Source organism: Lysinibacillus sp. FSL K6-0057, assembly GCF_038630885.1.
In the GTDB taxonomy this organism is placed as follows: domain Bacteria; phylum Bacillota; class Bacilli; order Bacillales_A; family Planococcaceae; genus Lysinibacillus; species Lysinibacillus fusiformis_F.
In genome coordinates, this window is sequence record NZ_CP152047.1 from 3,614,694 (window position 1) to 3,637,096 (window position 22,403).

General features: G+C 33.3%; 21 protein-coding genes and 1 tRNA gene. 9 read left to right on the forward strand and 13 right to left on the reverse strand.

Features of this window, described 5'->3' with window-relative positions:
* Position 1: 1 nt before the first annotated feature.
* The 5 genes from MHB40_RS17945 to MHB40_RS17965 all read right to left on the reverse strand — a co-directional run bounded on the left by MHB40_RS17945 (position 2) and on the right by MHB40_RS17965 (position 5,010).
* Positions 2 to 1,414 (reverse strand): Wadjet anti-phage system protein JetA family protein, encoded by a 1,413-nt coding sequence (locus tag MHB40_RS17945; RefSeq protein ID WP_342534800.1) that lies wholly within the window; start codon positions 1,412 to 1,414, stop codon positions 2 to 4.
* A 601-nt stretch (positions 1,415 to 2,015) separates the two neighbouring features.
* Positions 2,016 to 3,151 (reverse strand): IS3 family transposase gene (locus tag MHB40_RS17950; RefSeq protein WP_342532494.1). Its coding sequence is split into 2 segments (ribosomal slippage): positions 2,016 to 2,929 and positions 2,929 to 3,151, totalling 1,137 coding nucleotides; the frame shifts between segments, so codons are not numbered across the junction.
* Between the two features lie 112 nt (positions 3,152 to 3,263).
* Positions 3,264 to 3,479: a hypothetical protein gene (locus MHB40_RS17955; protein WP_342533121.1), complete on the reverse strand. Its 216-nt coding sequence runs from the start codon at positions 3,477 to 3,479 to the stop codon at positions 3,264 to 3,266.
* A complete protein-coding gene (locus tag MHB40_RS17960; protein ID WP_342533122.1) occupies positions 3,476 to 4,315 on the reverse strand; it encodes a hypothetical protein in 840 nt (279 codons plus the stop codon). The genes MHB40_RS17955 and MHB40_RS17960 overlap by 4 nt, the downstream gene beginning before the upstream one ends.
* A 221-nt stretch (positions 4,316 to 4,536) precedes the next feature.
* Complete coding sequence (locus MHB40_RS17965; RefSeq protein WP_342533123.1) at positions 4,537 to 5,010, reverse strand: hypothetical protein; 474 nt, start codon at positions 5,008 to 5,010, stop codon at positions 4,537 to 4,539.
* A 290-nt stretch (positions 5,011 to 5,300) separates the two neighbouring features.
* Here MHB40_RS17965 and MHB40_RS17970 point away from each other — a divergent pair, with 290 nt between their 5' ends.
* Both MHB40_RS17970 and MHB40_RS17975 read left to right on the forward strand, forming a co-directional pair.
* Positions 5,301 to 5,903 (forward strand): hypothetical protein, encoded by a 603-nt coding sequence (locus tag MHB40_RS17970; RefSeq protein WP_342533124.1) that lies wholly within the window; start codon positions 5,301 to 5,303, stop codon positions 5,901 to 5,903.
* Positions 5,900 to 6,859 (forward strand): hypothetical protein, encoded by a 960-nt coding sequence (locus MHB40_RS17975; protein ID WP_342533125.1) that lies wholly within the window; start codon positions 5,900 to 5,902, stop codon positions 6,857 to 6,859. The genes MHB40_RS17970 and MHB40_RS17975 overlap by 4 nt, the downstream gene beginning before the upstream one ends.
* Before the next feature lie 518 nt (positions 6,860 to 7,377).
* Here the strand turns inward: MHB40_RS17975 and MHB40_RS17980 are convergent.
* Entirely contained in the window at positions 7,378 to 7,995 is a 618-nt protein-coding gene (locus MHB40_RS17980; protein ID WP_342533126.1) for a DUF6241 domain-containing protein, read from the reverse strand.
* A gap of 376 nt (positions 7,996 to 8,371) precedes the next feature.
* Between MHB40_RS17980 and MHB40_RS17985 the strand changes: the two genes are divergently transcribed.
* The 5 genes from MHB40_RS17985 to MHB40_RS18005 all read left to right on the forward strand — a co-directional run bounded on the left by MHB40_RS17985 (position 8,372) and on the right by MHB40_RS18005 (position 14,230).
* Positions 8,372 to 8,728, forward strand: coding sequence for a helix-turn-helix transcriptional regulator (locus tag MHB40_RS17985; RefSeq protein ID WP_339259350.1), 357 nt, complete (start codon positions 8,372 to 8,374; stop codon positions 8,726 to 8,728).
* Between the two features lie 407 nt (positions 8,729 to 9,135).
* Positions 9,136 to 9,738: a hypothetical protein gene (locus MHB40_RS17990; RefSeq protein ID WP_342533127.1), complete on the forward strand. Its 603-nt coding sequence runs from the start codon at positions 9,136 to 9,138 to the stop codon at positions 9,736 to 9,738.
* Positions 9,739 to 10,183: 445 nt separating this feature from the next.
* Entirely contained in the window at positions 10,184 to 12,160 is a 1,977-nt protein-coding gene (locus MHB40_RS17995; protein WP_342533128.1) for a DEAD/DEAH box helicase, read from the forward strand.
* A gap of 981 nt (positions 12,161 to 13,141) precedes the next feature.
* Positions 13,142 to 13,696, forward strand: coding sequence for a hypothetical protein (locus MHB40_RS18000; protein WP_339259356.1), 555 nt, complete (start codon positions 13,142 to 13,144; stop codon positions 13,694 to 13,696).
* 27 nt (positions 13,697 to 13,723) lie between these two features.
* The gene (locus MHB40_RS18005; RefSeq protein WP_342533129.1) at positions 13,724 to 14,230 is read left to right on the forward strand and encodes a hypothetical protein; all 507 of its coding nucleotides are present in this window, start codon (positions 13,724 to 13,726) and stop codon (positions 14,228 to 14,230) included.
* Positions 14,231 to 14,511: 281 nt separating this feature from the next.
* Here the strand turns inward: MHB40_RS18005 and MHB40_RS18010 are convergent, their stop codons facing one another.
* The 4 genes from MHB40_RS18010 to MHB40_RS18025 form a co-directional block, all read right to left on the reverse strand.
* A complete protein-coding gene (locus MHB40_RS18010) occupies positions 14,512 to 16,023 on the reverse strand; it encodes a PIN domain-containing protein (RefSeq protein WP_342533130.1) in 1,512 nt (503 codons plus the stop codon).
* Between the two features lie 201 nt (positions 16,024 to 16,224).
* Positions 16,225 to 16,368 carry a hypothetical protein gene (locus MHB40_RS18015; RefSeq protein WP_339259362.1) on the reverse strand — a complete coding sequence of 48 codons (144 nt, stop codon included), beginning with the start codon at positions 16,366 to 16,368 and terminating at the stop codon, positions 16,225 to 16,227.
* Positions 16,369 to 16,920: 552 nt separating this feature from the next.
* Entirely contained in the window at positions 16,921 to 17,898 is a 978-nt protein-coding gene (locus tag MHB40_RS18020) for a site-specific integrase (protein ID WP_342533131.1), read from the reverse strand.
* A 163-nt stretch (positions 17,899 to 18,061) separates the two neighbouring features.
* Positions 18,062 to 18,135 (reverse strand) — tRNA-Arg (locus MHB40_RS18025).
* 221 nt (positions 18,136 to 18,356) lie between these two features.
* On the opposite strand from MHB40_RS18025, the gene MHB40_RS18030 reads away from it, so the two are divergent.
* A complete protein-coding gene (locus MHB40_RS18030; protein ID WP_342533132.1) occupies positions 18,357 to 19,103 on the forward strand; it encodes a glucose 1-dehydrogenase in 747 nt (248 codons plus the stop codon).
* Between the two features lie 93 nt (positions 19,104 to 19,196).
* Positions 19,197 to 19,850, forward strand: coding sequence for a hypothetical protein (locus tag MHB40_RS18035; RefSeq protein WP_342533133.1), 654 nt, complete (start codon positions 19,197 to 19,199; stop codon positions 19,848 to 19,850).
* On the opposite strand, the gene MHB40_RS18040 is transcribed toward MHB40_RS18035, so the two are convergent.
* The 3 genes from MHB40_RS18040 to MHB40_RS18050 all read right to left on the reverse strand — a co-directional run bounded on the left by MHB40_RS18040 (position 19,847) and on the right by MHB40_RS18050 (position 22,338).
* Positions 19,847 to 20,545 carry a DUF2071 domain-containing protein gene (locus MHB40_RS18040; protein ID WP_342533134.1) on the reverse strand — a complete coding sequence of 233 codons (699 nt, stop codon included), beginning with the start codon at positions 20,543 to 20,545 and terminating at the stop codon, positions 19,847 to 19,849. The two genes, MHB40_RS18035 and MHB40_RS18040, sit on opposite strands and share 4 nt — an antisense overlap.
* Before the next feature lie 59 nt (positions 20,546 to 20,604).
* Positions 20,605 to 20,766, reverse strand: a complete 162-nt coding sequence (locus MHB40_RS18045) for a DUF2639 domain-containing protein (RefSeq protein WP_342533135.1) — start codon at positions 20,764 to 20,766, stop codon at positions 20,605 to 20,607.
* Positions 20,767 to 20,877: 111 nt separating this feature from the next.
* Entirely contained in the window at positions 20,878 to 22,338 is a 1,461-nt protein-coding gene (locus tag MHB40_RS18050) for a YdiU family protein (protein WP_342533136.1), read from the reverse strand.
* Positions 22,339 to 22,403: the final 65 nt, after the last annotated feature.

Sequence of the window (22,403 nt, forward strand, 5' to 3'; positions counted from 1 at the left end):
TTCATTCCTCCCTTTTTTCTACTTCCATATTTGGAATAGTCCCCTTTTCAACATCTAAATGTTTTATTTTTTCATCTTTCAGCTTCACTAAATAAGTAGCTTTATTGTTAGTACTGTGTAGTACAGTAAATATCATATTGATATAGTCTTCTTTATTATTGAAAGGAAAATCTGATAAGTTTAGACTAGACCTATCCGTTAAAATTGTATTTACATATTTATTAACTTTTTGTACTGTGATTTCATTTTGTAATTGTTGCTTATATTCTTTAATTTTTTTGTTTTTTACATCTTCACTAACTGTTCTATTTTTCATAGGAGTCTGTTGAATTACTTGTTTTCTTTTATTAATAGTTTTTATACTTTTTCCATCTATATACTGTTGAGTATATAACTCAATAAATTGCTCTAATTCATCCTCAATTTGATTTTTAAAAGAACTATCTCCTTCTTTTGAAGCATTAGCTAAAAAGCATAAAATGTTATTTACCATTGATGTAAAGTTGCCGGATTTATTAAGATGAAAATTAATTTGTGTAATAGCAGCTCTATGATACTTCCTATTCCTTTCATCAATTTCTCTCATTATTGCATAGATATTTTCAAAGGCATTTTCAATAGCTTCTAACCAATCAAATAACATATTTTCAGCTTCTGTTACTGTATTAGCAAATTGCTCTTTGACCATAATCTGAGCTTGGTCTTCAATATTATGTAGCTGATGCCTTAAATTCCTCACTCTATCTATGGTCTTTGTCCTATACTTTGATACATTATCCGAGGATTTCAACCTATAATAATGTCTTCCTAATACCTTTTCGTTGTACTCATTGAATAGTTGCTCTAATACTTCCTTAGCATTATCTTGCTCCATTAACTTTTCTATATAATTTTTGATGTTGTGATTGAGTTCCTTTAAACCATTTATTAATGAAACGGTATTCTCATATGCTTGCTGAATGGCATAATAAGAACTACCCGCTTCTCCCGATAAATTTTGATAGATTGCAAGTACAGTTCCACTAAACTCCATTTGGTATCCAGATGAAATTTTCTCAAAGGTATCTAGGAGTCTTATAGAGTAATCTGGTATAGAAATTCTATATCTATAATCTAAATATTGTTCTTGATACAACCACCCATGTTGACAAAATTTCAGAAGATAATGGTGCGCTCTTTCACGTAAGTCTTTTATAAACTCCTCATTTTCTGTATACTTATCTGTATCGTCATTGATTTCTAAATACTCGACAAATAAATCAATAACAACATCTTTTTCGATGACGTAAATCGTTTTTTTATAATGTTCGTAAACTAAATAAAGCAAATCCGTATGGACTTCTTTTAGATTTCCTGAGAGGATTGAAAAGAAGTTATTAGGTATGTTTGTAAACAAATTAAGACTAATTTTCATCACCACCAAACATATTTTTACATTATTTTACACAATAATTGATATTAAATACAATTTTTAATTATTTAAAGATTATGTGTCTCAAAACTAGCAAGCTTCATAATTTACATATATTTACATAAAAATGAAATTGTGTTCTCTATAAGACAATAAAAAAAGTATCTGTTACATATAAACAACAAATGGATTTTTTTTAAAACCATTTGCATATATGCACAGATACTTATTTAATATATTTTCTATAATACTTATATAATCATTCTAATCATACCACTAAATAACAAAACATTGTTTTTTCTTAATTATTCGAAACTACTTTAACAACTCTAAAAAAATGTTAAAAGTACTTCTTTAAAGTTAACATACTAAATATATAAAAAGCAACATTAATTTTAAATGCATGGATCTAAGTCAAGATTCCGGACACATTAAAGTTAAGTTTTTGTTTTGTAGCAACCACCATTTATGGAGTGTTCCACATCCCGAGTAGCCAGTCAAAGTGAAAAGAGCCTTTGACAGACTACTCGGGATGTAGAGCGAGAAATCCATGGAGGTTGCGCATCAAAAATGTGAAGGGGAACATTTCTTGTATTCCAAAATGTTACGCCATAGCTCGGCACATATCTTCACATTCATCAGGCGTTAGAAAGCCTATAGCACCGTGAATTCGTTTGCGATTGTACCAACCTTCAATGTATTGAAATAGTGCCACTCTAGCTGTTTCATAATTTTCATAGCGTGTTCGATAGACTTCTTCTTTTTTCAATGTCGCATGAAAAGACTCGATACATGCGTTATCATACGGGCATCCTTTACGGCTGAACGACGGAATCATTTCGTGTTTTTTTAGTTTTTCTTGAAATGTTTCACTCGTATATTGCGTACCTAAATCGGTATGGATGATTAATCCTGAGGATGGATTTTGAGCTTGTACAGCGTAATCCAATGCTTCAACGACCAAATCTACGGTCATTTTTCGTCCGAATTTATACCCTACAATTTTCTTCGAATGTAAATCAAGAACCGACGCCAAGTAGCACCATCCATCTCGGATTGTATGGATATACGTAATATCAGCTACCCATTTTTCATTAATCGTCGTTGTATGGAAATCTTGTTCAAGTATATTTTCACGTTCTTCCACGGGCTTTTGTGTTGGCGTCGGACGGTACTTTTTTGTGATGTTTGAGCGAATACCAGCTTTTTTCATGAGTCGTTGTACGCGTTTAATACTAACTTTCACGCCTTCTTTGAGTAACTGTGCATGTATTTTCGGCGCACCGTATCGTCCATCACTTTCTTTGTGAATGGCACAAATACGTACTGTAATTTTTTTGTTTTCAACTTCGTACACGCTTGGTTTCTTGTGGAAAGACTGATAATACGTACTTTTGGGTACCTTTAAAACGCGACACATTAATTGAATAGGATAATGTTCGCTTTCGTTTTCAATATGGTCAATGAGTTCTTGTTCTGTTACTTTTTCGCGAATATGGTCATAGCCTTTTTTAAGATTTCAATCTCCTGCTTTAACCGAAGATTTTCTTTTTGAATCGAAGAAACTTCCGCTGCAGTTAATTCTTCTGCACCTTCGATTGGAGAATGTAACTTAATCCATTTATAAATAGTTACTTCAGAAACGCCATATTCGCTAGACAGTTGACTGACTGGTGTACCAGAGTGATAAAGCTCCACAACAGTTTGTTTAAATTCTTTATTAAATCTTTTTTGACTCATAAAAAAGACACGTCCTCTCTTGGTTATAATAATACTTACTTAACCAGGATGTGTCCATGACTCCATTCTACATTCAGCATCCTTAGGCTAAATAAGATGAGGCATTTTTAGATTACTCATCAGTTTGTGGTATTACTATAATACTAAGACCTCGTTTCTCTCCATAATCCCACATTTTAACCCAAGGGTAAGTGTTAGCTGGCAAATAAAATATACGTTCTTGCAAGGGCTGAATAGCACTCATATCGCATTCTACATTATAAGTTTCTTTGGTCGCCGAATGGATAGAAACATTTCTCCCTGTATCGTTATAATATACAAATTTCATTTAATCCCCTCCTGTTCATTTATCAATACAACAGCATTATAGTCATCTAGTGCATCTGGTAACAAGACCAATGTAATACCTTGCAACAAATGCCGATATTTTTCCTTTAGTATTTCAAATGTTTTTTCTTCAATGACAAAAAAATATTTAAAATCTGCTTGTACAGTTTTCAAACGTTCAAAATCTTTCTTGAAATTCGTTTTTTGAGCTGCTCCCAAATCATATTCTGCGTATGGATATGTGGTCTTTAATTCACCTATAATTCTCTGTCCATCAACAGTAATCTCATCTACATCTAGCCCCGCTGCTCCTTGTGCTTTTGTTAAGACTGAGCAAGAATCCATCTTAAAGTTCTTATTTAAAAATGCCTCTATATAATGACAACTCAAATAACTTAAATCATTGCTTATATTCCCAATTGTACGAGACAATTTTCTAATGAAATGGAACTGTTCATCTAGATTCTCTCCATCAAATTTAGGAGTTCCTTCTATTACTATAGTTTTTAGTGCACTAACTTTTAACGCTATCTTATCCATAGGGTGCTGTGTATTGGTCTCACTTACATTTTTCTTTGTTAGTTGTATGGAAACAGCCTCTTTTACAAACGTTACGGTTTTGCCAAAACTAACAGATTGGACAAAATAACCTGCATCCATCCATGCACCTGTTTGACTATGGCGCTTTTTTTGATTAGCCCACCACGCTGGATGTTGATAAGCTGAATTAGGCAATTTACACCCTATGATTGATTCGATTTTTTCGAAATCTAGCATTACTGTTGCATCATTTCTATTTGCTAAATACTGATATAGAGGTAAATACTTATCTCCCATTATTTTAACCCCTCCAACCTTATCCTTAATTCAGATTGTAACTTATTACCATAATTATTCCAACTAAAAAAAGCAACCTCATTTTAGAAATTGCTCCCGCTTCCAGTTTGATTTTAAATAAACTTTAATAGAAAAATTCCCTTTTTAAATAACGCTGTTATATTCAAAATGTTCACTTCATTACACTTTTGGCTCTTATTTATATTCAGAAATAATCAATTCTACTTATACCTTTTCACAAATTCTGTAATCGCTAACGAAACCACATGTTGCATTTTTAAATGTCGAAATTGTTCCTCATACAGTTGAACAAACTCATTGTAAATTTCTTGATGTATTTTAAAACTTCTAGTTTGATATGCTTCTGTTGGCGCAGCGTATAAACGATTATCTATCTCTAAACATAGATTCCGTCTATTCCTATCTTCCTCTATTAAAGCTTGTATAGCGTTAAAGTGCTGCATTATATAAGCTAACACTTCATCAGTAGCGTCTTCCTCTTTCACTTTTGCAACAACATATTGTCTAGCAGTTCTGTCAAAGCGATAACCTGCTATACAAATATCTTTTGTTAGGCTGCTGGCCGACATTCCTATTTCACTAGCAACTTGCTTGAGTTCTTTTTCTCGTAACTCTTCATTAAGCCATACCAACTTTTCTTCAATCGGTAACATTTTATACTGTAATTTTTCCAACCCTATTTCCCTCCCTCTCTAAATAAGTTTTTTCATCGTATACAAAGTCACTACAAATTATTACTTTTTTTCATCAAAAAATGTTTTAAATTAATACAAAAACGTACGGTTGTAAACATTTATAAACTCTATTTAACACATAATTTCCCATGTTTTTCAGGAAGAGATGTTATATCTACCCCCATACTTGTATAGAATATGGCGTTCTATCAATAACAGGAGCGCAGGTGTGGGAATGCAGGTCTTCACATTTTCCACGCTCTCATTCTAAGTAGAAAGGGGTCATGCAAATGAAAAATATTCATTCAATCTACCAAAACGACATTTACTTGCTTCAAGCTTTACGGTCATGTGGTGTGCTGCTAAAAGAGCATATTCTTCAGTACATCTCAAATCACCGGTTACTAACCTTCATTAAAAATGGTTATATAAATAAGACAGCTACATTTGTAAAAAAAGATATGTCTACTTTTATCTATGCATTAACGCAGAGAGGACAAAGATTAGCAAAACAATTTAATATTACAAAATTCTATCGTTCCTCATCTGTAATACATGATTTAGCTGTTGCAGAAAAATATATGAATTTGCCATTAGGAGTGCGTCTGAATTGGCAAACAGAAAAGGAACTTCAAAATGTTTTGTACCAAACGTTAAAGATTTATGAAGAAACACAACAATATGCACGAGCTGATGAAATCGAGGACTTAATCCGAAGTAAGCAGATTAGCCCAACAGATGGAGGATATATATTGGATGGTAGGCTTTGTCTTTACGAGGTTATTACGTCAAATTATTCAGTGAAAGACATTAAAGCCAAAAAGATATTTGCAGAGATGGTTAACTGTCCAGTAGATTTTTACTACTTAAATAGAAAGGAGGAATCTGTATGATAACAATACAAAAGAAAGAGGAAGTCGCTAAACAATACAGTGACATTTTAAAAATCATTTACCATCTAGGAAAAGGCATCATGTGGCGTACACAATTAAAACAATACCTACAGCAATTTTTTGCAATATCTGAAAAAGAATTCATTCTTGCTCTAAAGGATTTAACAGATGCAGATATTATTCATATTCATCGTTACTGTAATCGTCATATCATTCGTTTAAAAAAATTTGCTATTTACTATTTAACATGTAAAGAAAGAGCGTCTGTAGCCAGTATTACTTTTACTACATCAAAAGCGATTAAAAGCGCCTATATCAATGCAGTATTATTGTACAATCTTATGCAACTAGAAGTTGTAGAATCGTTAGACCTGTATATTGAGGAGATTGCTAAAAGAACTACTCTTTTAGCTAAAGATAAATCAAACCATCATATTTTGACTAAACTGTTAAGCATACAATCATATAAGCATAGCTGGGAGAAAATTAGATTTGAAATTGAGGAGTTAGAGCGTATACGCCTGACAAATATACAAAAATTGCAAAACGTTAAGGCAATCGAAAAGCCACTTTATTACTACAATTTCAATTTGAATGCTATGCAAGCGCGGGATATTTACCTCGGTGGTTGGGTCATTGAAAATAAAGTTGAATCTCGTGTTAGCTTTCATGGCCCTATTATTTATATTTTCAATATCAATCAAAAATATAACTACATTCCAAAGTTAGAAGAAAACTTAAAACAAATCCGTGAATACTTTAGTTATCTTTTAGACACACCTCAAGGATTTACGATTCAGTTCAAACTTATTGTTGAAGATATGCAATTGGAGAATAAATTGAGGAATAATCAAAAATATAAAAACTTTGTAGAGAACCTTGTTTTAGATGAAATAGAAATCCTGAATCTAAATATATTAAACGATGTATTTGGTGGCGTACATCTACTTAAATAGCTGTAATATTTAACTACTCATTTGTATACAATGTCGAAATCTGACAAAAAAGTAGTTGTTATTCACATGTTAAAAGGAAGTGATATTACAATCACGCTAAGAACGTCACATGTCACTAAATTAATGACAATCAAAAAACATTTAATTGGTGAGTTATATTTAACCTTGTAAAACTGCCATTCTAGAAAGATTCAGAAGAAACTAATGTATATTAAAGGATTAAATATCGCACAAATAACTATATTATGATTCACCTCTTCCTTATCAAATGATGAGAATATAAGATATTTAAAACGTACAATTGACCTTCATACACCGTTAAACAATATTTCCACGTGAGAGGAAGCAGAATAGCAGAGAGGTTATCCTCCTAAGGGGAATATTATTCGATTTAACAACCTTTTTTTTAAAGTTTTATTCATGTTCATACATTGTTACTTTACTTGCCATTAGAAGAAGGCAGTAATAGCAAAGAATAAACCCTTGTCATTACTGCCTTTCTTATGAAAAAACATAATTTAATTACGCTTTTCTGTCGTTCCAAAAACTGCATCTACCTCTTTAGAAAAGACTTGGAATATATAATCCTTCTCTTGTTCTTCTGAAGCAATACCTGTCGCTGCACCTTCTGGGAGTTTGCCCCCTTGCTTACGCATCAAAACATTATGGTCATCATCAACTGTTGAAAAATCACCCTTTTTCCAACGTTGTAATATATCAAGATACGTTTCATAATTTTCATAGTTATCTTTGTTTGCTTCGACCATCTGTAATAGAATGTTGATTCTTTCTGGCGTAATCATAATAGAACCTTCTTTCAGTTCAGCGATAATCTTTTGATGCGCCATCTGTTGAAGCACTTCTGATACTAGATTGTCAACGAAGGGTTCATCTCCACTTTTCCATTCATCAATCCTTTTGGAATAAGTAGCATTTTCCCACCCCATACCGCTTGTATCCACTGTTGATACAAACTCTTTTTTAGCAGTGCCTTTTGAATTTGATTGACCGCTATCTGATTCTCTCTCGGTTTTAGTAGTTTCGTTGTCAGAGTTCTTTTTCATAATCAAAAACGTACCACTTATACTCAATATTGCTGTTAAAATAACGATGCCCAAAACATGAATCGACTTCACTTTTTTACCACCTTTATTAATAATTACCTCTAAATTACCATATAGACCCTACTATGTAAACATAAGCACAAAAACAGAAGCCCCCAACTACAGACCTTCCGCAAGGCAATTTAAATTAGAAAACTAATGGTTGCCATCATAGGTGGTGATTTTGTATATAATTCTTTAGTAGCTCATAATTATCAATACATTAATTCTTATTAAAATCTTTAATAAAGTACACTAACGTATAGCATTTAATACTTTTATAACAGTTTAATAAATCTTCAATAATTCTTTTATACATAGGAATAATTATTTTCACTTTTATCTATAATGAAAAATCTTTCGAGAAAAAAGGGGTTCTCTAACCGAGACATTATTGGAGGTAATATCTATGTCAAAAGAAATTGGAAAACTTAGCTGTGGTAACATCATACGAATTTTACGTTCAGACCGTGGATTATCTTTAAGAGAGTTAGCAAACAAAACTGGCGTCACCGCATCGTATTTATCTAAATTAGAAAATGAAATTCATACAAATATGAGTTTGGCAATTTTCTCATTAATCTGCAAAGCACTAAATGCAAATCCAAACCTATTTTTAGATGACCAGTTGCAATCAATGCTGGTTCAACCACTAGAGATACGAGATTTCTTTTTAATTCAGGAATTGTATTACGAAGGGAAAATTTTAACAGAAGAACAAAAAGAAATGATGATAAATGCAGCTATACTATCTGTTCATCAATAATAGTCCACTTAAAGTAACCGGTATTCCTGGTTACTTTTTTTGTAGAATCAAAGTAGGCTATCGATTATCACGTTAATTCACATGTTGTTATAAATTGCGCTAGGAAGTTAACTTTTTCCCCTATAACGCTATCAAAAAACTTGCTATGCTAGGCATCCTACTAATTGCAACCAAAAACGTTTGTCCAAACCCCTACCGTATCTTTAACTAGCATTATCATTGCACATTCTGCCCTATTTCAATATTGTACTGCCTAATTAAAATCTTTACATTCCATAAATATCAACTTTTCTATTTTGATATATTGAGTATAAGAGAAATAATAGACTTTGTGGATGAAAAGTGGTCGAACCCCGAAGTCTATCGCTACACCTAATGAACTTTATATTTTGAAGGAGGAAATTAAATTGAAAAGGATAGCAATTATTGAAGAATTGGCTGAAGCAAAATTAACATCAACTTTTAATTTGTCCAAGGAATATACCCATATTCGAGGATATCACGGCTGCCGACCACTAGATGTTGAGACCTATTATTTAAATGGGATAAAACCGCTTACTAAGAATGATATGCTTTTAGAAACACTTCATCGCTTGAAAGGTACCTACATTGACGATAAAAAAATAAGAAATGCTTTTGAAAAACGTTGGCAGTCGGAACTCTCTTCCGAAGAAGGTATTTGGTTCACTGTTTCCATCGAAGAATTGCTGAATTCTGGACACTATATGATTTATGGAAGTGAGTTTATACAAGCAGTAGCTGCTGATTTATTGAGCCATGACTTATTAAAGAATCATGGTATTCCTACTATTTTTTCTATTGATATTCCATTATCAAATATTTCTGTAGATTGGCTTCAATGTTTAGAAAGTAACATCATTCAAAAAAACACTAGCGGTGGATATCATACCAATTCACCTATTCTTGCAACTAATGTCATATCGCATATTCACCCAAATAAAATTATTGATTGGCATAATGGAGGGGAAATCTATTTTAATAAAATATAAACATTCTTCTTCCTTAAATGTTTACTTTCAAACATTAAACAAAATAAGAACGGGTTTTTATACATTATCTTTCAAACACCAAAATACTCATATGTTCACTTCTGAACATATGAGTATTTTATACTATAAAATAGTTATTTTTTCTCATTACATATACGAAACACCATGTTACTATTACTCAACACAGGCTAGAACATGTTTTCGATTTTTCAAATCAAAATTTGCATTATAATATCTGGGAAATAAAAAACCTCTAAGCGCCAACGTAGAGGTTCAACTATAAGACTGTCATTCCCCAATGACAATCATTCAAAATACGGTAGCTATGTGCTAACCATAAAAACTAACTCAATTATAACGATATTTTATATCAGAAGCCATAGTTACTTCATTTTTTTGAATCGTCTTGTATGCCAAAAAACATTCATTAATGGAGGACTAACCAATGAAAAAAGAAATTATCAAACAAACGGAATTAGAAAAGGGGAAAATCCCAACAAAACTAGCAGTAGAATGGATTACACGCAACGAAAGAATACTAATTGATTCGCCTCCTAATTCTGGGAAAACTACTAGTATTCTAAATGCATTTGAAAAACTATCAGATGAGACAAAAGACGAATTCTTTATTCTCACGACCCCCACTCGCTTTATTGGCTCACAATCTTATCAGAAACATACTAAGTCTTCTCTCTTAGTACAGGGTGGTAATAACCATTTAAAAATGGAGATTACTCATCATCTAGCGGAAGGAAATCGGATTTTTATCTGCACATATGACAAACTGCCATTTTTGATAGATACCCTAAAAGCAGAGCGTCCTGAAATGATATATCATCTAGTAATTGATGAGTTCCACCGACTTATTCTGGATTATAAGACTGATTTTCGTTATCAAACCATTTCAAATATGTATTCTATTCAAAAAACAGCAAAATCTATGATAGCACTTAGTGGCACCACAAGTGAAATTCCTAAAGATGAATTTACAACAATCATCACCGTTGTAAAGCCTGATTCACCACATTTCAATAATTTAGTTGCTGTATCCTATCCGATGGAGTTAGATGCGGTGAACGCTATAGTAAATTATGTTTTAACACGTTTACCGCAGCATAAATTATTAATTTATTGCCAATCCATTGACGTAAATGAACATGTAGCTTTATTGCTAAATAAACTCAATATAAAAACGGCAGTAATTGATTCAGAAAAAAAAGAAATGCCTGCCTATAAAACAATTGAAGACAAGCGATTATATCCTGAAAATTATGAGGTAATACTTGCCACTTCAGTAATAGCAGAAGGTGTTAGCTTAGAAAATGTATCAAATGATTTGTTTGAAACAGTCGTAGTTGCTAACCACAATTCCCGATTATTCAATTTAACTACAGTTGAGCAAATGAGTCATCGTTTCCGTCAACAATTCGAACAATTTACTATCTTATATCAAAAATGTGATATAGATGAAGAAATTCATAATACGCAGAAAATCTATGATTTGTTACTAAACAAAACCTCTCATTTAGTAGCTCTATTAAACAAGGATATTGGATATTTTCACCTTGAAACGTTATCTATATTAGAACAAAACAATTTTCTAACGATTGAAAATAACCTGTTACAGGTAGACAAATTTGCCATTTGTAATAAACTAATTACTGTAAAAGAATACGCATATGAACGCAAAAGAAATTCTTTTATTTGCGATGTTGCTAATCTATTCACTCATAATGAATTAACTTATTTGTCTTATGATTGGACCGACACATACAACCACCTTTTAGAAGTTTCGGAAGCAGAATTAAAATCCATTCCTCTTCAACAGAGATTATCTCCAGAGAAATATAAAGAGCTGACGACAAAATTTGATAACGGGGACAAAATCCGTACTAAAAGCATTCTCACAAAACTAGAAGCAAAAGTATTGCTTAGTATCGGACCGTATATTGCGTACGAGGTATTTTTAAAAATTGTACCATCTTTAGATTCTACTCAAAAAGTTAATCAATTAAAAACAAAATTAGATGGTTATATTCAATTATTATTGTGGGATGTTACTAAGCAAATTGTACCAACAAAAGTTGCTATACAAAAGTTAGAACAATATTGTAATGTTTCATTGTCCAAAGACGAATATAATAAGATACTTAATACAATTAGTTCCGAACTTGAATTTACAAATTATAATGACCTAAACAAAATGGTGAAAAAATATTTTCATGTGGAATTTAAATCAAAGAAAGTTGCTCGTTACCGTATTATAAATAAATTAACACCCTATAATTTAGCAGACTTCGGCAACCTAGAACTACATGAGCTTCACGATATATTAAAAATGTTCATTCAAAAAGAATATACTAAAAATAAAACTGCTCTACTTGTACAGCTAGAAACAGTTTTATGTACATTCGAAGCTTAATAATAAAAGCGAAATAGTCTCCTTATTTGGAGATTTGTTTGTTTCGCTTTTTACTATTTTATTCTACTGTTAGAAGGTATACACTTTTTCAAACTTTTTATATAATATATACTAAAAAAAACGTCTACTTTTTTCACAATAAATAGTTATAAGGTTTTATATTGATGGGCATTTAATACTTCACGATAAATTGATTTGCCGTCTTTTCTGTCTCAGATTTAATTTAGTTCAAACTTGCAAGACGGCATTCAAATCAGATAAGTTTTTATCGAATAGTGTCAATTCAGCCGTTACAAAAAAAGGAGCGCCATCAGTTCCGTATGCTTGGTAACAGTCTCTACAGCTTCTTTCTTCAAATCTGGTGGATTGCCATACTTTCTAAGTATGCAATGCATTTCAAGTTCAAAGAATTTCTCAGAAAAGTAATACTATAAAACCATGTATCAAAACTAACTTCGATACATGGTTAAATTTTTATAATCCTTCATTTTTTCTGATTTCTTCTAAAAAATTTTTAGTAGCCTATTCATTTAATTTTTTATCATACTTAGTAATATAAATTTCGTTATTTTGGAACAGATTCACCTCACTCCCTGGTAGTGTTTCAATATAATCTGCAATATCTGCCATCAAATTATTTAAGTAGACGGTCCCTTTTTGGTTTTATCGGCTTGATTCTTGAAAGAGCTTTCCCCTTTCAACTGTTCAATTTTTAGAGACTTTAAATCCCCTCAACTCAACTGGCCAACACCTTTAAAATTTCATACACTTAACTTTTGTTAACAGAAGTTACACATTAAACGACATCATTTTTTGTATAATTTTCCACATAAAAAAACCAATGCATTATGTATGGCTTTATCTATATAAAAACAAATAGCATACTTTCAATAAAATAATTATAAAGTTAACTTTTACATTGACTGCATGTTGTTATAATGTTAACTTTATAACAACATATAGGAAAGGAGCAAATATTTTATGAAAAAACCCGAAAATAAAGTAACTGGATTCAGACTATCTGAAGAAGATTTAGAAAAACTTGACTACCTAACCATCTATAATATTTACTCAATAGAAAAACAAAACGATTATCTGATTAATGTTACAAGCAATAGAACCCATACTATTAGTAACTTAATTAGAAAAGAATATCAGACTGCCACAGCAGATTCTGAATTCCAACAATACTTAATAGACAATGGATATGTATCAGAAAATATTAAGGATAAAATCCATGCCCAATTAAAAAAAACTAATACGAATTACAAAATATTAGATATTAATATTGAGGAATACGAAACTGACGAAGACGAATTCACTCCAATAGCAGATGCAGTTCTCTTAATTGAAATCAGTAAAGAAGAATATGCTACAGCTCTTTATTTTGGAGAACGTGATATAATATTTGATTTCAGTTATTTTGATTCTTTAAATGACGCGACAAACAATTTTTATGAGCGAAATACTGACCTTATAGAGTACAGTTTTGGCTTAAAGGAAATTATAAAGATGGTAAAAAAAGACGAATTTTAATATAGAATAAACAGGGAGGTATTCAAAATGTTAAAGAAAAAACAATTGAAAAAGCAATTTAATAATGCAATAAAAAATGCAAATCCCACTACTCTATCAATATTAAATAAAAAGAAATGGAGTTATAAAAAATCACTAAAGAATGCCATTTGGAATAAAGATTATTTAACAATTTTCCTTTTAACAGGTAGCATAACTGAACGTATAGTAAATAGAAAAATAGATTATACAAAACACGAGGAAAATATACCTTTTAGTTTTAGATTATCCGCATTAAGTAACTCAAAAGGGTACTTTACTGAATTTGAATGCAAAAGATTTTCGGTAATTTATAGAGATTTAAGAAATCCCGCCGCACATGGTGATGAGCCGCCAGCTCCTTATACAACCAATGATATAAATTTATGCTTAAAAGTCGTTTATACATTATTAAAAACAGATATTACACACGTAGTTAGTGGCGTAAAAGCAGAAGCATTAACAAAATGGCGTTTCGAGGAACAAAGACAAAAAAGAAATCGAATAGCCATTTAATGTATTTCTCACAAAAAAAAGAGACAAGGACATAACTAAAACCGTTATAAAATTCGGATAATTTTTTAAATTAACGAAACATATAAACCAAAACCCCGAACTATATTACGAAATATTGAATTAATATTCCGTAATATAGTCCGGGGTTTTTTCTTGTTAAATTTCTTTTGTCCTAGTCTCTTTACTTTAGCTCTAATCTTACATTGTAGCAAGTTTTGTACTAATTTTGCGCAAGTTTGTTATGCTCTAACATAGTAGGAAAACGGGCAAATCTCTAAGGTTCAATCAAATTCACGGGAAGAACACCCATAACAAGTACTTTCATCAAACATATGCTCTACAGGATATTTAAAACCACAACTTGTACATATCTCTCCATGTTCGTTATTATCAATGCATCTTTCACAAATAGGCTCTTGATTATAATCTAAATAAATACCTCTCCGTACACCGCACTCAATACAAATATCTTCACTTCTAAGAATTGAAGTTTCCACAAATAAACCATCAATTATCTCAATTTCATCATACAGATTTACATCATCCCAGTAATCTAAATATGAATCAATCCTTCTAACTAATCGTACCTCAAACCTTCCCTCTATATCATGAGTCCTTGTTGGTGAAAGGAGGATTTCTTTAGAATCTCCATCTCTCCCGTAATATTCATTAGTATCACATTTAGCCTTTATATCAAATGTTAGGTTATATTCTGCTGTTCCATCATCATACCCTTCAAAAGCTCCTGAAATATATGCGATTTCAAACGAATCATCCTGATACTCAAAATTTGTCCCATCATAGCTAGATAATGATGACGTATCTATATAACCTTCTAAAGAATTTAACAATAACTCTTCAATATCCATATCTATGCCTGAATCTTTAACCGCATCCAAATAATTTTCCACATCGTATCCGATAATCCATTCAGCAGTTGATGGAATTTCTTCTCCATAAACTTCTGCTAGTTCACTAAATAATTCACTCGAAGTAACACCTATTACTTCACAAGATGTTATCCTCTTAAATTCATTTACGAGTTCTTCTCTGAATCCGATTCTTCTAGAATTTTCCATCCTATACCAATCTTCTTTAACATCATCTGTAACAAATATTAGGTTCTTATTATTTGCTTGGCAAAAATTTAAAGCTTCTTTCCAAATTAGAAAATCGCCAAAGGCATTAATTCCTTTTTTCTTTTCATCATCTTTATATCCTGGTGGCACTTTATTTTTGTATCTTTTCTCCCCGTCACTACAATGTTGATATATTTCTTCAATTGTAAAAGCTTCTAGCATACGGTCATTTTCTATTATTTCGCAAATCAATTCATTTACAATGTCACTATCTAAAAATCGACTATTTATCTCTTCAAACTCTTGATGTGAATCAATATATGTGTTTAAAGTCCTATTTAAAGTTCCTATATTTGCATTAACAGTTTCTTGTAAATCATCTATACTCGGAAAATTAAATGACCTTAAAATCTCAAATTGGTGGCTTAATTTAGCTTCCATCTGATTCAATGGATTAATTAAATTCGATACAGCATTTCTAAATTTATTTCTTTGTCTACTTAAAGAAGAATGATGATTATTATCAAACTCCCTTTTAACTGTACTTGGCAAATATAGCTTATGTTTGATATGCTCACACAATTTCACAAAGAAATCAGTTGTTTCTGGAGAATATTCATATAAATTAAGATAAATATTTGTATCAAAAATCAAACAACAACTATCATTATTAATAAAATCAGTTAAACTAGATACCTCATTTACTTCCGCCATTTCATTTCAGCCACCTATCAATATTTAAATAATCTTACATTTTAAATGTAATATCTCTTCTTATAACTATATCAAGGCCGATTCAAAAACGCCATTTTTATCCACCATTTTTTATACTTTGGTGCTTCAAACTTACCAATGGTGTTTTCAACTCTTTGAAGATATCATCATTGCTAACACAACATACACTCCATTTAACATTCACACATTATTACGTTGACCTTTCGGTATCACTTCATCAAACCACTTGCGTTCATGAATCCATAACCATGCGTACAAACTATAGTTGACTTTGCTTAATTCTTTACGTGTAGCTATTAGATGTTTAGATAGTACTTTAACCATTGCTCTTTTCTTTCAGTAAATAGGGATTCTAGTGATTGCTTTTTCTTACGCTTTCCAACTACTTACTTCATTTCGAATAACTGCTTTAGATGTATCTTTAAATTGGAGCATTAAAGATGTCGCAATGTGCTTCTGTTTTGAGGAGTGTATCGTACAAAAAGCTTTGTCCAACTATTTCTCTCTTCTGTGCAAATCACACTTTACATGAGTTTAAAAAGTCATTTGTATAATGCCCGACAAATGCTGTTAGAAATGCATCCATTTATATATTGCCAATATAGGATGCTAATTCTTCATCTCGTAATCTATCAATATAAAAATTACTACTATAGCCGACTGGCTATAAATCAAACCATCGTGCCCTCTACACGAAAAAGCAGGTAAATCCGTGAGGTTTCTCCTGTTCCCCTTGCTTTGCTCCGACGACAGAGCTATGTTCTGACAACAAGGCAAAAAAATCTTTTATTGAAACAATTTGTCGCAGTTGGGAATAATAATATAACCTGAATTATCATTGATAACACATTTACCAAATTTACTTTAATTTACAAATCACAAATAATCTCGTAGATTACTCGCAACTTCCTCAACATCTAAATCCAAATATTGCGTCGTTACCTCCAAATTTGAATGGCCTAAAGCTTTAGAAATTAATGCTATATTCGCACCCTTATTCAATAAGTTTTTCGCAAAAGCACGTCTTAGAGCATGTGCATTAATATTCTTCAAACCGTATTTTTTACTGTATTTAGTGAGTTGTTTGGAGATAGCATTATTCGTTGATTTTGTATTTATTGGCGTCCCTTTATTAGAAACGAAGATGTTTTCATTTTTCTCGCCATAATGATTTCTAATTTTATTGTTTTGGTGAATAAGTACTTTAAATAGCTGGAGTAATTGATTATCAATAGGTAGTTTTAGTAATTTATGATTTTTCAAAATGTCACCATCAAGCTTTAGTAATCCCTCTTCTAAATCAATATGCTTTTCTTCTAACTGCCCTAATGTATTAATACGAATGCCTGTTTTATACATGGTCAAAATGGCAACTGCATCACGCAATCCCACAAATGTATTCACATCCAAAAGTGATAACAATAATTTCACATCACTCTCATTCGCTCCACTCTTTACTTTTTTATCAACCTTCACATTAACTGTCTGCCAAAACTTTGTATTGTACCAACCATTATTAAAACACTTACTTAAAAATGATTTCAGAGCCTTTAATCGTGTTTGTTTTGTTTGATTACACACTTGCATTTGGTCCAGCCAGTTATAGATAGTACCTAGTGTGATTTCTGATAAATACTCGATAGCTTGGGCTTTCTTAAAGTTTCCCACAATCGTTTCATAATCTATTATGGTACGAGGTCGATAGCCACTAGATTCCATTTGTTTAATCACAATTTCAACCGCTTCATCAATCTTTTTCGATGCTTCTTTTTTAGGTTCAACCGATATTTCTGACTCAAGCTTTAATAAAGCTAAATCAATATCTACTTCAAACAATCCAGACTTTTTTGTCATAAAAAAATCCTCCATTCAAAATTTTGATTGGAAGATGATTTCGGAAACTCATAAATATTTGAGGAACGAAAAAAGGGATTCAACCTCTCGGACCGAAGCCCTGACCGTATCCCTAATTTCTCTCAAACCCTTATCCCTAAAGGCCTGAGACCTGCTTTTAAGACGTCCCAGGAGGGATTCGAACCCCCGACCGACGGCTTAGAAGGCCGTTGCTCTATCCTGCTGAGCTACTGAGACATGATGTCGTTTCTTATGTATTCCATAGGAAGGACAATACTTATTATATGTAATTTATAGCATAAAGTCAACATTAATTTTACTATGTAGGCAAGGTTTGCCTCATATTTTTTATCATATGCTGCCACAGCATCCATTATACCATTTCTTCACCCTCTTAACAGGACGAATAGCAAAATATTTGCTACACTATTGGCGATAAAAAAGTAGGAGGTATGCGGATGTTTAAAGATGTAGTCGTTATTGTCACAGGTGGTGCACAAGGAATTGGTAAGGGCATTACGCTTGCATATGCACAACAAGGTGCAAAAGTGGTGATTGCTGATTTGAATGCAGGCTTAGGTCAACAGTTAGCACAGGATATGCTTGCTCAGGGCTACTCTGCATTATTTGTTCCAACGGATGTGACAAAGGAACAGGATATCATTCATTTGATGCAGCGAGCTGTTGAGCAATATGGGACCATTCATATTTTAATTAATAATGCTGGGAAGTTTCAGCATCAATCTCCTTACGAGGTGACGTTTGATGAGTGGCATGATTTGTTGCAGACGAATTTAACGAGTACCTTTTTCTGTGCCAGAGAGGCTGCAAAAGTGATGCGACATAATGCTAAGGGTGGTTCCATTGTTTCGCTGGCCTCAACGCGAGCTGAAATGTCGGAGCCTCATACAGAAGCTTATGCGGCTACAAAGGGTGGGATTGTGGCGTTAACACATGCTTTAGCGCGGTCTTTAGGGCCAGATCAAATTACTGTGAATTGTATTTCACCTGGGTGGATTGAAACAGGTGATTACGAGACACTACGGCCAATCGACCATGCGCAGCATTTGTCAGGCAGGGTGGGTCTGCCTGAAGATATTGCACAGGCTTGTCTCTATTTAACAAACCCGATGAATAACTTTGTGACAGGGATTAATCTTACAGTTGATGGTGGCATGACGAAGAAAATGATGTATGAAGCGTAATTTTGTCGTCTCTTCTTTTCTTTCTTGTTCTTCATATTCAGTAATACCTTGGAGTATGCTACTGTAGGAAAAAGAACAAGAAGGAGTGAAGCCTTGTACCCCTATGCAAATGGTTTTTCATTAAGCCAACTGTATCACGCTCCCTATACGCACTATACAGCTCCGATTCGTCACTTTTTACAGTCTAATAATGATTACCGACGCTGTATTAGTAAAGGCGAAGCGGATTTTATGGCTATGAACCGCTTACTTTGGATGGAGCATGTGAATTGGACACGGATGACCATTATTAGCATTGTATTTAATTTGCCTGATTTACCCTTTGTGCAGCAGCGTTTGCTACGCAATGCAACCGATTTAGGGAATTGTCTACGCCCCTTTTACGGCGACTCCGTGGCAGATCATTATGCAGCTTTAATTAAAGAGCATCTGGTAATTGCGGCTCAATTAGTGACAGCTGCAACAAAAGGAGACGCTACCACAGCGGAAGCAAAAGAGAAGGAATGGTATCGTAATGCAGATGATATTGCTTTCTTTTTGCATACAATCAATCCATACCTAAGTAGAGAGGCAGTACAAAAAATGTTTTATACGCATTTAGCTTTAACGAAAAATGAAGCGGTCACCATGATACAAAAAGATTATCAGGCAGATGTCGATGTATTTGATGAAATTGAAGCAGAGGCACTTGCGATGTCAGATATGATTGCCAGCGCCATCGTGATGCAATTTTGTTACCTCTTTTAATGTAAAAATCTTGATGCATTTATGACCATTTTACGCTCAACTGCTGGAGGAAAAACTCTCGCCACTTTGTTTTTGGCATAATGTGCATGAGGCTGCATGCCTTGGAAGCTCCCCTTCATAAAAGAAGCTAATGTATTGCTTTGAATCGTTACTGTCGCTCGCTTTAATTCCCATGGGGAGTGGTGAATATCAATGCGGAAAAGTGTATCCTTCCATTTCGCCCATGAATGATAACGCTCTACAATCCATTGGTCGAAATTAGTATTGGTCTTGCCTCCTATTGTACAAGTAACCCTCAATCTTTCATCACTTACTTTGTAATGGCTTGTATATGAATAGTGATCCCCTCTTTGTTTTACTAAGATGTTGGAATGGCGATATGGCAAGCTCCCTATTGCAGTGATTTTTGATAGGAAATAATTCGTCACATCTAAATGAAAAAAATAGATACCTTTCATGCCGTTGTACTCCACATATGTTCGGACATTCAATTGTAAATAAGTGTTCATCCCAGGAAGAGGTGGTAGAAAGCGTAGCCGATGACGATAAACTTTAAAAAGGACAGCGCTGATCCAAGCATTTTGCTCAAATAGATCGAGCTTCAGTTCTTGAGGTACATGTTTTTCGAGTTCTTGAGGGGCTATCGGCCAATGTAAAAATAAAACATCTTGCCATGTTTGAGTCATCATCCACATAGTAAAACTCCTTTCTAATCACTAGTTTTTCCTAGAAAGGAGTTATTCAAACAAACGGTCTATTGATCCTGCTCAGCAGACTCTATTTCGACATAACGATAATATAAATTTCGTAATTCAGATTCTTTATATAAGCCTAAATGATTTTTAAATTGAGGATGAACCATTATTCCATGAGCACGTAATACTTTGACAAACCAACCCTTTGAATACTTATACACCGACCCTATTCTCCTTTTTCTTTATTCATACATAGAATATGCGTTTGAGTACAGGAGAGTGCCTTTATACAAATAAATAAAAACGAGAGAATAAATAGCTCTCGTTTTTACTTATGTGCCACAAAACGTACGATATGGTTGATTCGTCGGTTCAGGTAATGAAGCGTATTCTTGTTGTTCATTCGTATGAGCGTAGGGCTGAGCAAGGATTTTTAGGAAGTTGTTCATCACACTATAATCGCCTCGTTCAACAGCCGCTTCCAAAGCTTCTTCTACCCTGTGATTACGTGGAATAACAGCTGGATTATGTTGACGCATTAATTGTTGTGACATGTCTTTTGTTTGCTGCTGTCTTGCTAATCGAGCTTGCCATTTGTGATGCCAGTCTTTAAAAGCTGAGGCATTAAATAATGGAGAATCCTCCAATTGCTCAAACGTTAAGGCGATAAATGTATTGGTATAATCAGCTTGGTATTGCTGCATAAGCTGAAGAAGCTCTTCAACAAGCTTGATGTCTTCTTGCTCCTCATTAAAAATGCCTAGCTTTGCACGCATTCCTTCCAACCAATTTTCTACATATAATTTTGGATACTGTTGTAGCGTATCTTGTGCCAGTTGAATGGCTTTTTCTTGATCATCATCAATTAAAGGTAGTAAGGACTCAGCTAAGCGAGTTAAATTCCAGCCACCAATGTTGGGCTGATTTCCATAAGCATAACGTCCTTGGCGATCAATAGAGCTAAACACAGTCGCGGGATCATAGATGTCCATGAATGCACAAGGACCATAATCAATGGTTTCACCGCTAATGGTCATATTATCTGTGTTCATGACGCCATGAATAAAGCCCACTAACTGCCACTTGGCTATAAGGGACGCTTGTTTCTTCATGACTTCTTGTAGCAAATAAAGATAACGATTTTGACCGCCAATATTAGCTGGGTAATGTCGTTCTAATGCATAATCAGCTAAGAGCTGTAGCTCCTCATCTGTCCCCCATTGCGCGGCATATTGAAAGGTCCCCACTCGCAAATGACTACTTGCAACTCGTGTGACAATAGCGCCTGGTAGTTCCGTTTCTCGGATAATCATTTCACCTGTAGTTACTACTGCTAGACTGCGTGAAGTGGGAATCCCTAACGCAAACATCGCTTCACTCATGATATACTCCCTTAGCATTGGACCTAATGCGGCTCGTCCATCTCCTCCACGAGAATAAGGTGTTCTACCTGATCCTTTTAGAGCGATGTCATATCGATCGTTTTGAGGTGTGATTTGTTCCCCATATAATAGAGCTCTACCATCACCTAGCATATTAAAATGACCAAATTGATGCCCTGCGTAGGCCTGTGCAATCGGTTCGCCACCTTCTGGGATTGTATTACCAGCTAAAACGACTAAAGCTTCCTCACTCTTTAAAGTCTGAATGTCTAATCCGAGTGATGCTGCAACTGCTTCATTTAACAAGATCAATTTTGGTGAACGAACAGGATTTAACGATATGTCGGAATAAAAAATACTTGGTAGTTGAACGTAACTATTATCAAAATGCCAGCCAATTGTTTTTTCCATGTTTTCTCCTTTATTGCCTTTACGATTTATTTTTGCTATTTCAGCATTAATCATTCCTAGTCAAT

Excerpts from the sequence above, each read along its gene's own strand:
- MHB40_RS17995 (WP_342533128.1), top strand. The coding sequence starts at position 10,184 with ATGAAAAAAGAAATTATCAAACAAACGGAATTAGAAAAGGGGAAAATC.
- MHB40_RS18030 (WP_342533132.1), top strand. The coding sequence starts at position 18,357 with ATGTTTAAAGATGTAGTCGTTATTGTCACAGGTGGTGCACAAGGAATT.
- MHB40_RS18000 (WP_339259356.1), top strand. The coding sequence starts at position 13,142 with ATGAAAAAACCCGAAAATAAAGTAACTGGATTCAGACTATCTGAAGAA.
- MHB40_RS17960 (WP_342533122.1), bottom strand. The coding sequence starts at position 4,315 with ATGGGAGATAAGTATTTACCTCTATATCAGTATTTAGCAAATAGAAAT.
- MHB40_RS18015 (WP_339259362.1), bottom strand. The coding sequence starts at position 16,368 with ATGGTTAAAGTACTATCTAAACATCTAATAGCTACACGTAAAGAATTA.
- MHB40_RS17945 (WP_342534800.1), bottom strand. The coding sequence starts at position 1,414 with ATGAAAATTAGTCTTAATTTGTTTACAAACATACCTAATAACTTCTTT.
- MHB40_RS18050 (WP_342533136.1), bottom strand. The coding sequence starts at position 22,338 with ATGGAAAAAACAATTGGCTGGCATTTTGATAATAGTTACGTTCAACTA.
- MHB40_RS18040 (WP_342533134.1), bottom strand. The coding sequence starts at position 20,545 with ATGTGGATGATGACTCAAACATGGCAAGATGTTTTATTTTTACATTGG.
- MHB40_RS17985 (WP_339259350.1), top strand. The coding sequence starts at position 8,372 with ATGTCAAAAGAAATTGGAAAACTTAGCTGTGGTAACATCATACGAATT.
- MHB40_RS18020 (WP_342533131.1), bottom strand. The coding sequence starts at position 17,898 with ATGACAAAAAAGTCTGGATTGTTTGAAGTAGATATTGATTTAGCTTTA.
- MHB40_RS17970 (WP_342533124.1), top strand. The coding sequence starts at position 5,301 with ATGAAAAATATTCATTCAATCTACCAAAACGACATTTACTTGCTTCAA.
- MHB40_RS18010 (WP_342533130.1), bottom strand. The coding sequence starts at position 16,023 with ATGGCGGAAGTAAATGAGGTATCTAGTTTAACTGATTTTATTAATAAT.
- MHB40_RS17955 (WP_342533121.1), bottom strand. The coding sequence starts at position 3,479 with ATGAAATTTGTATATTATAACGATACAGGGAGAAATGTTTCTATCCAT.
- MHB40_RS17975 (WP_342533125.1), top strand. The coding sequence starts at position 5,900 with ATGATAACAATACAAAAGAAAGAGGAAGTCGCTAAACAATACAGTGAC.
- MHB40_RS18005 (WP_342533129.1), top strand. The coding sequence starts at position 13,724 with ATGTTAAAGAAAAAACAATTGAAAAAGCAATTTAATAATGCAATAAAA.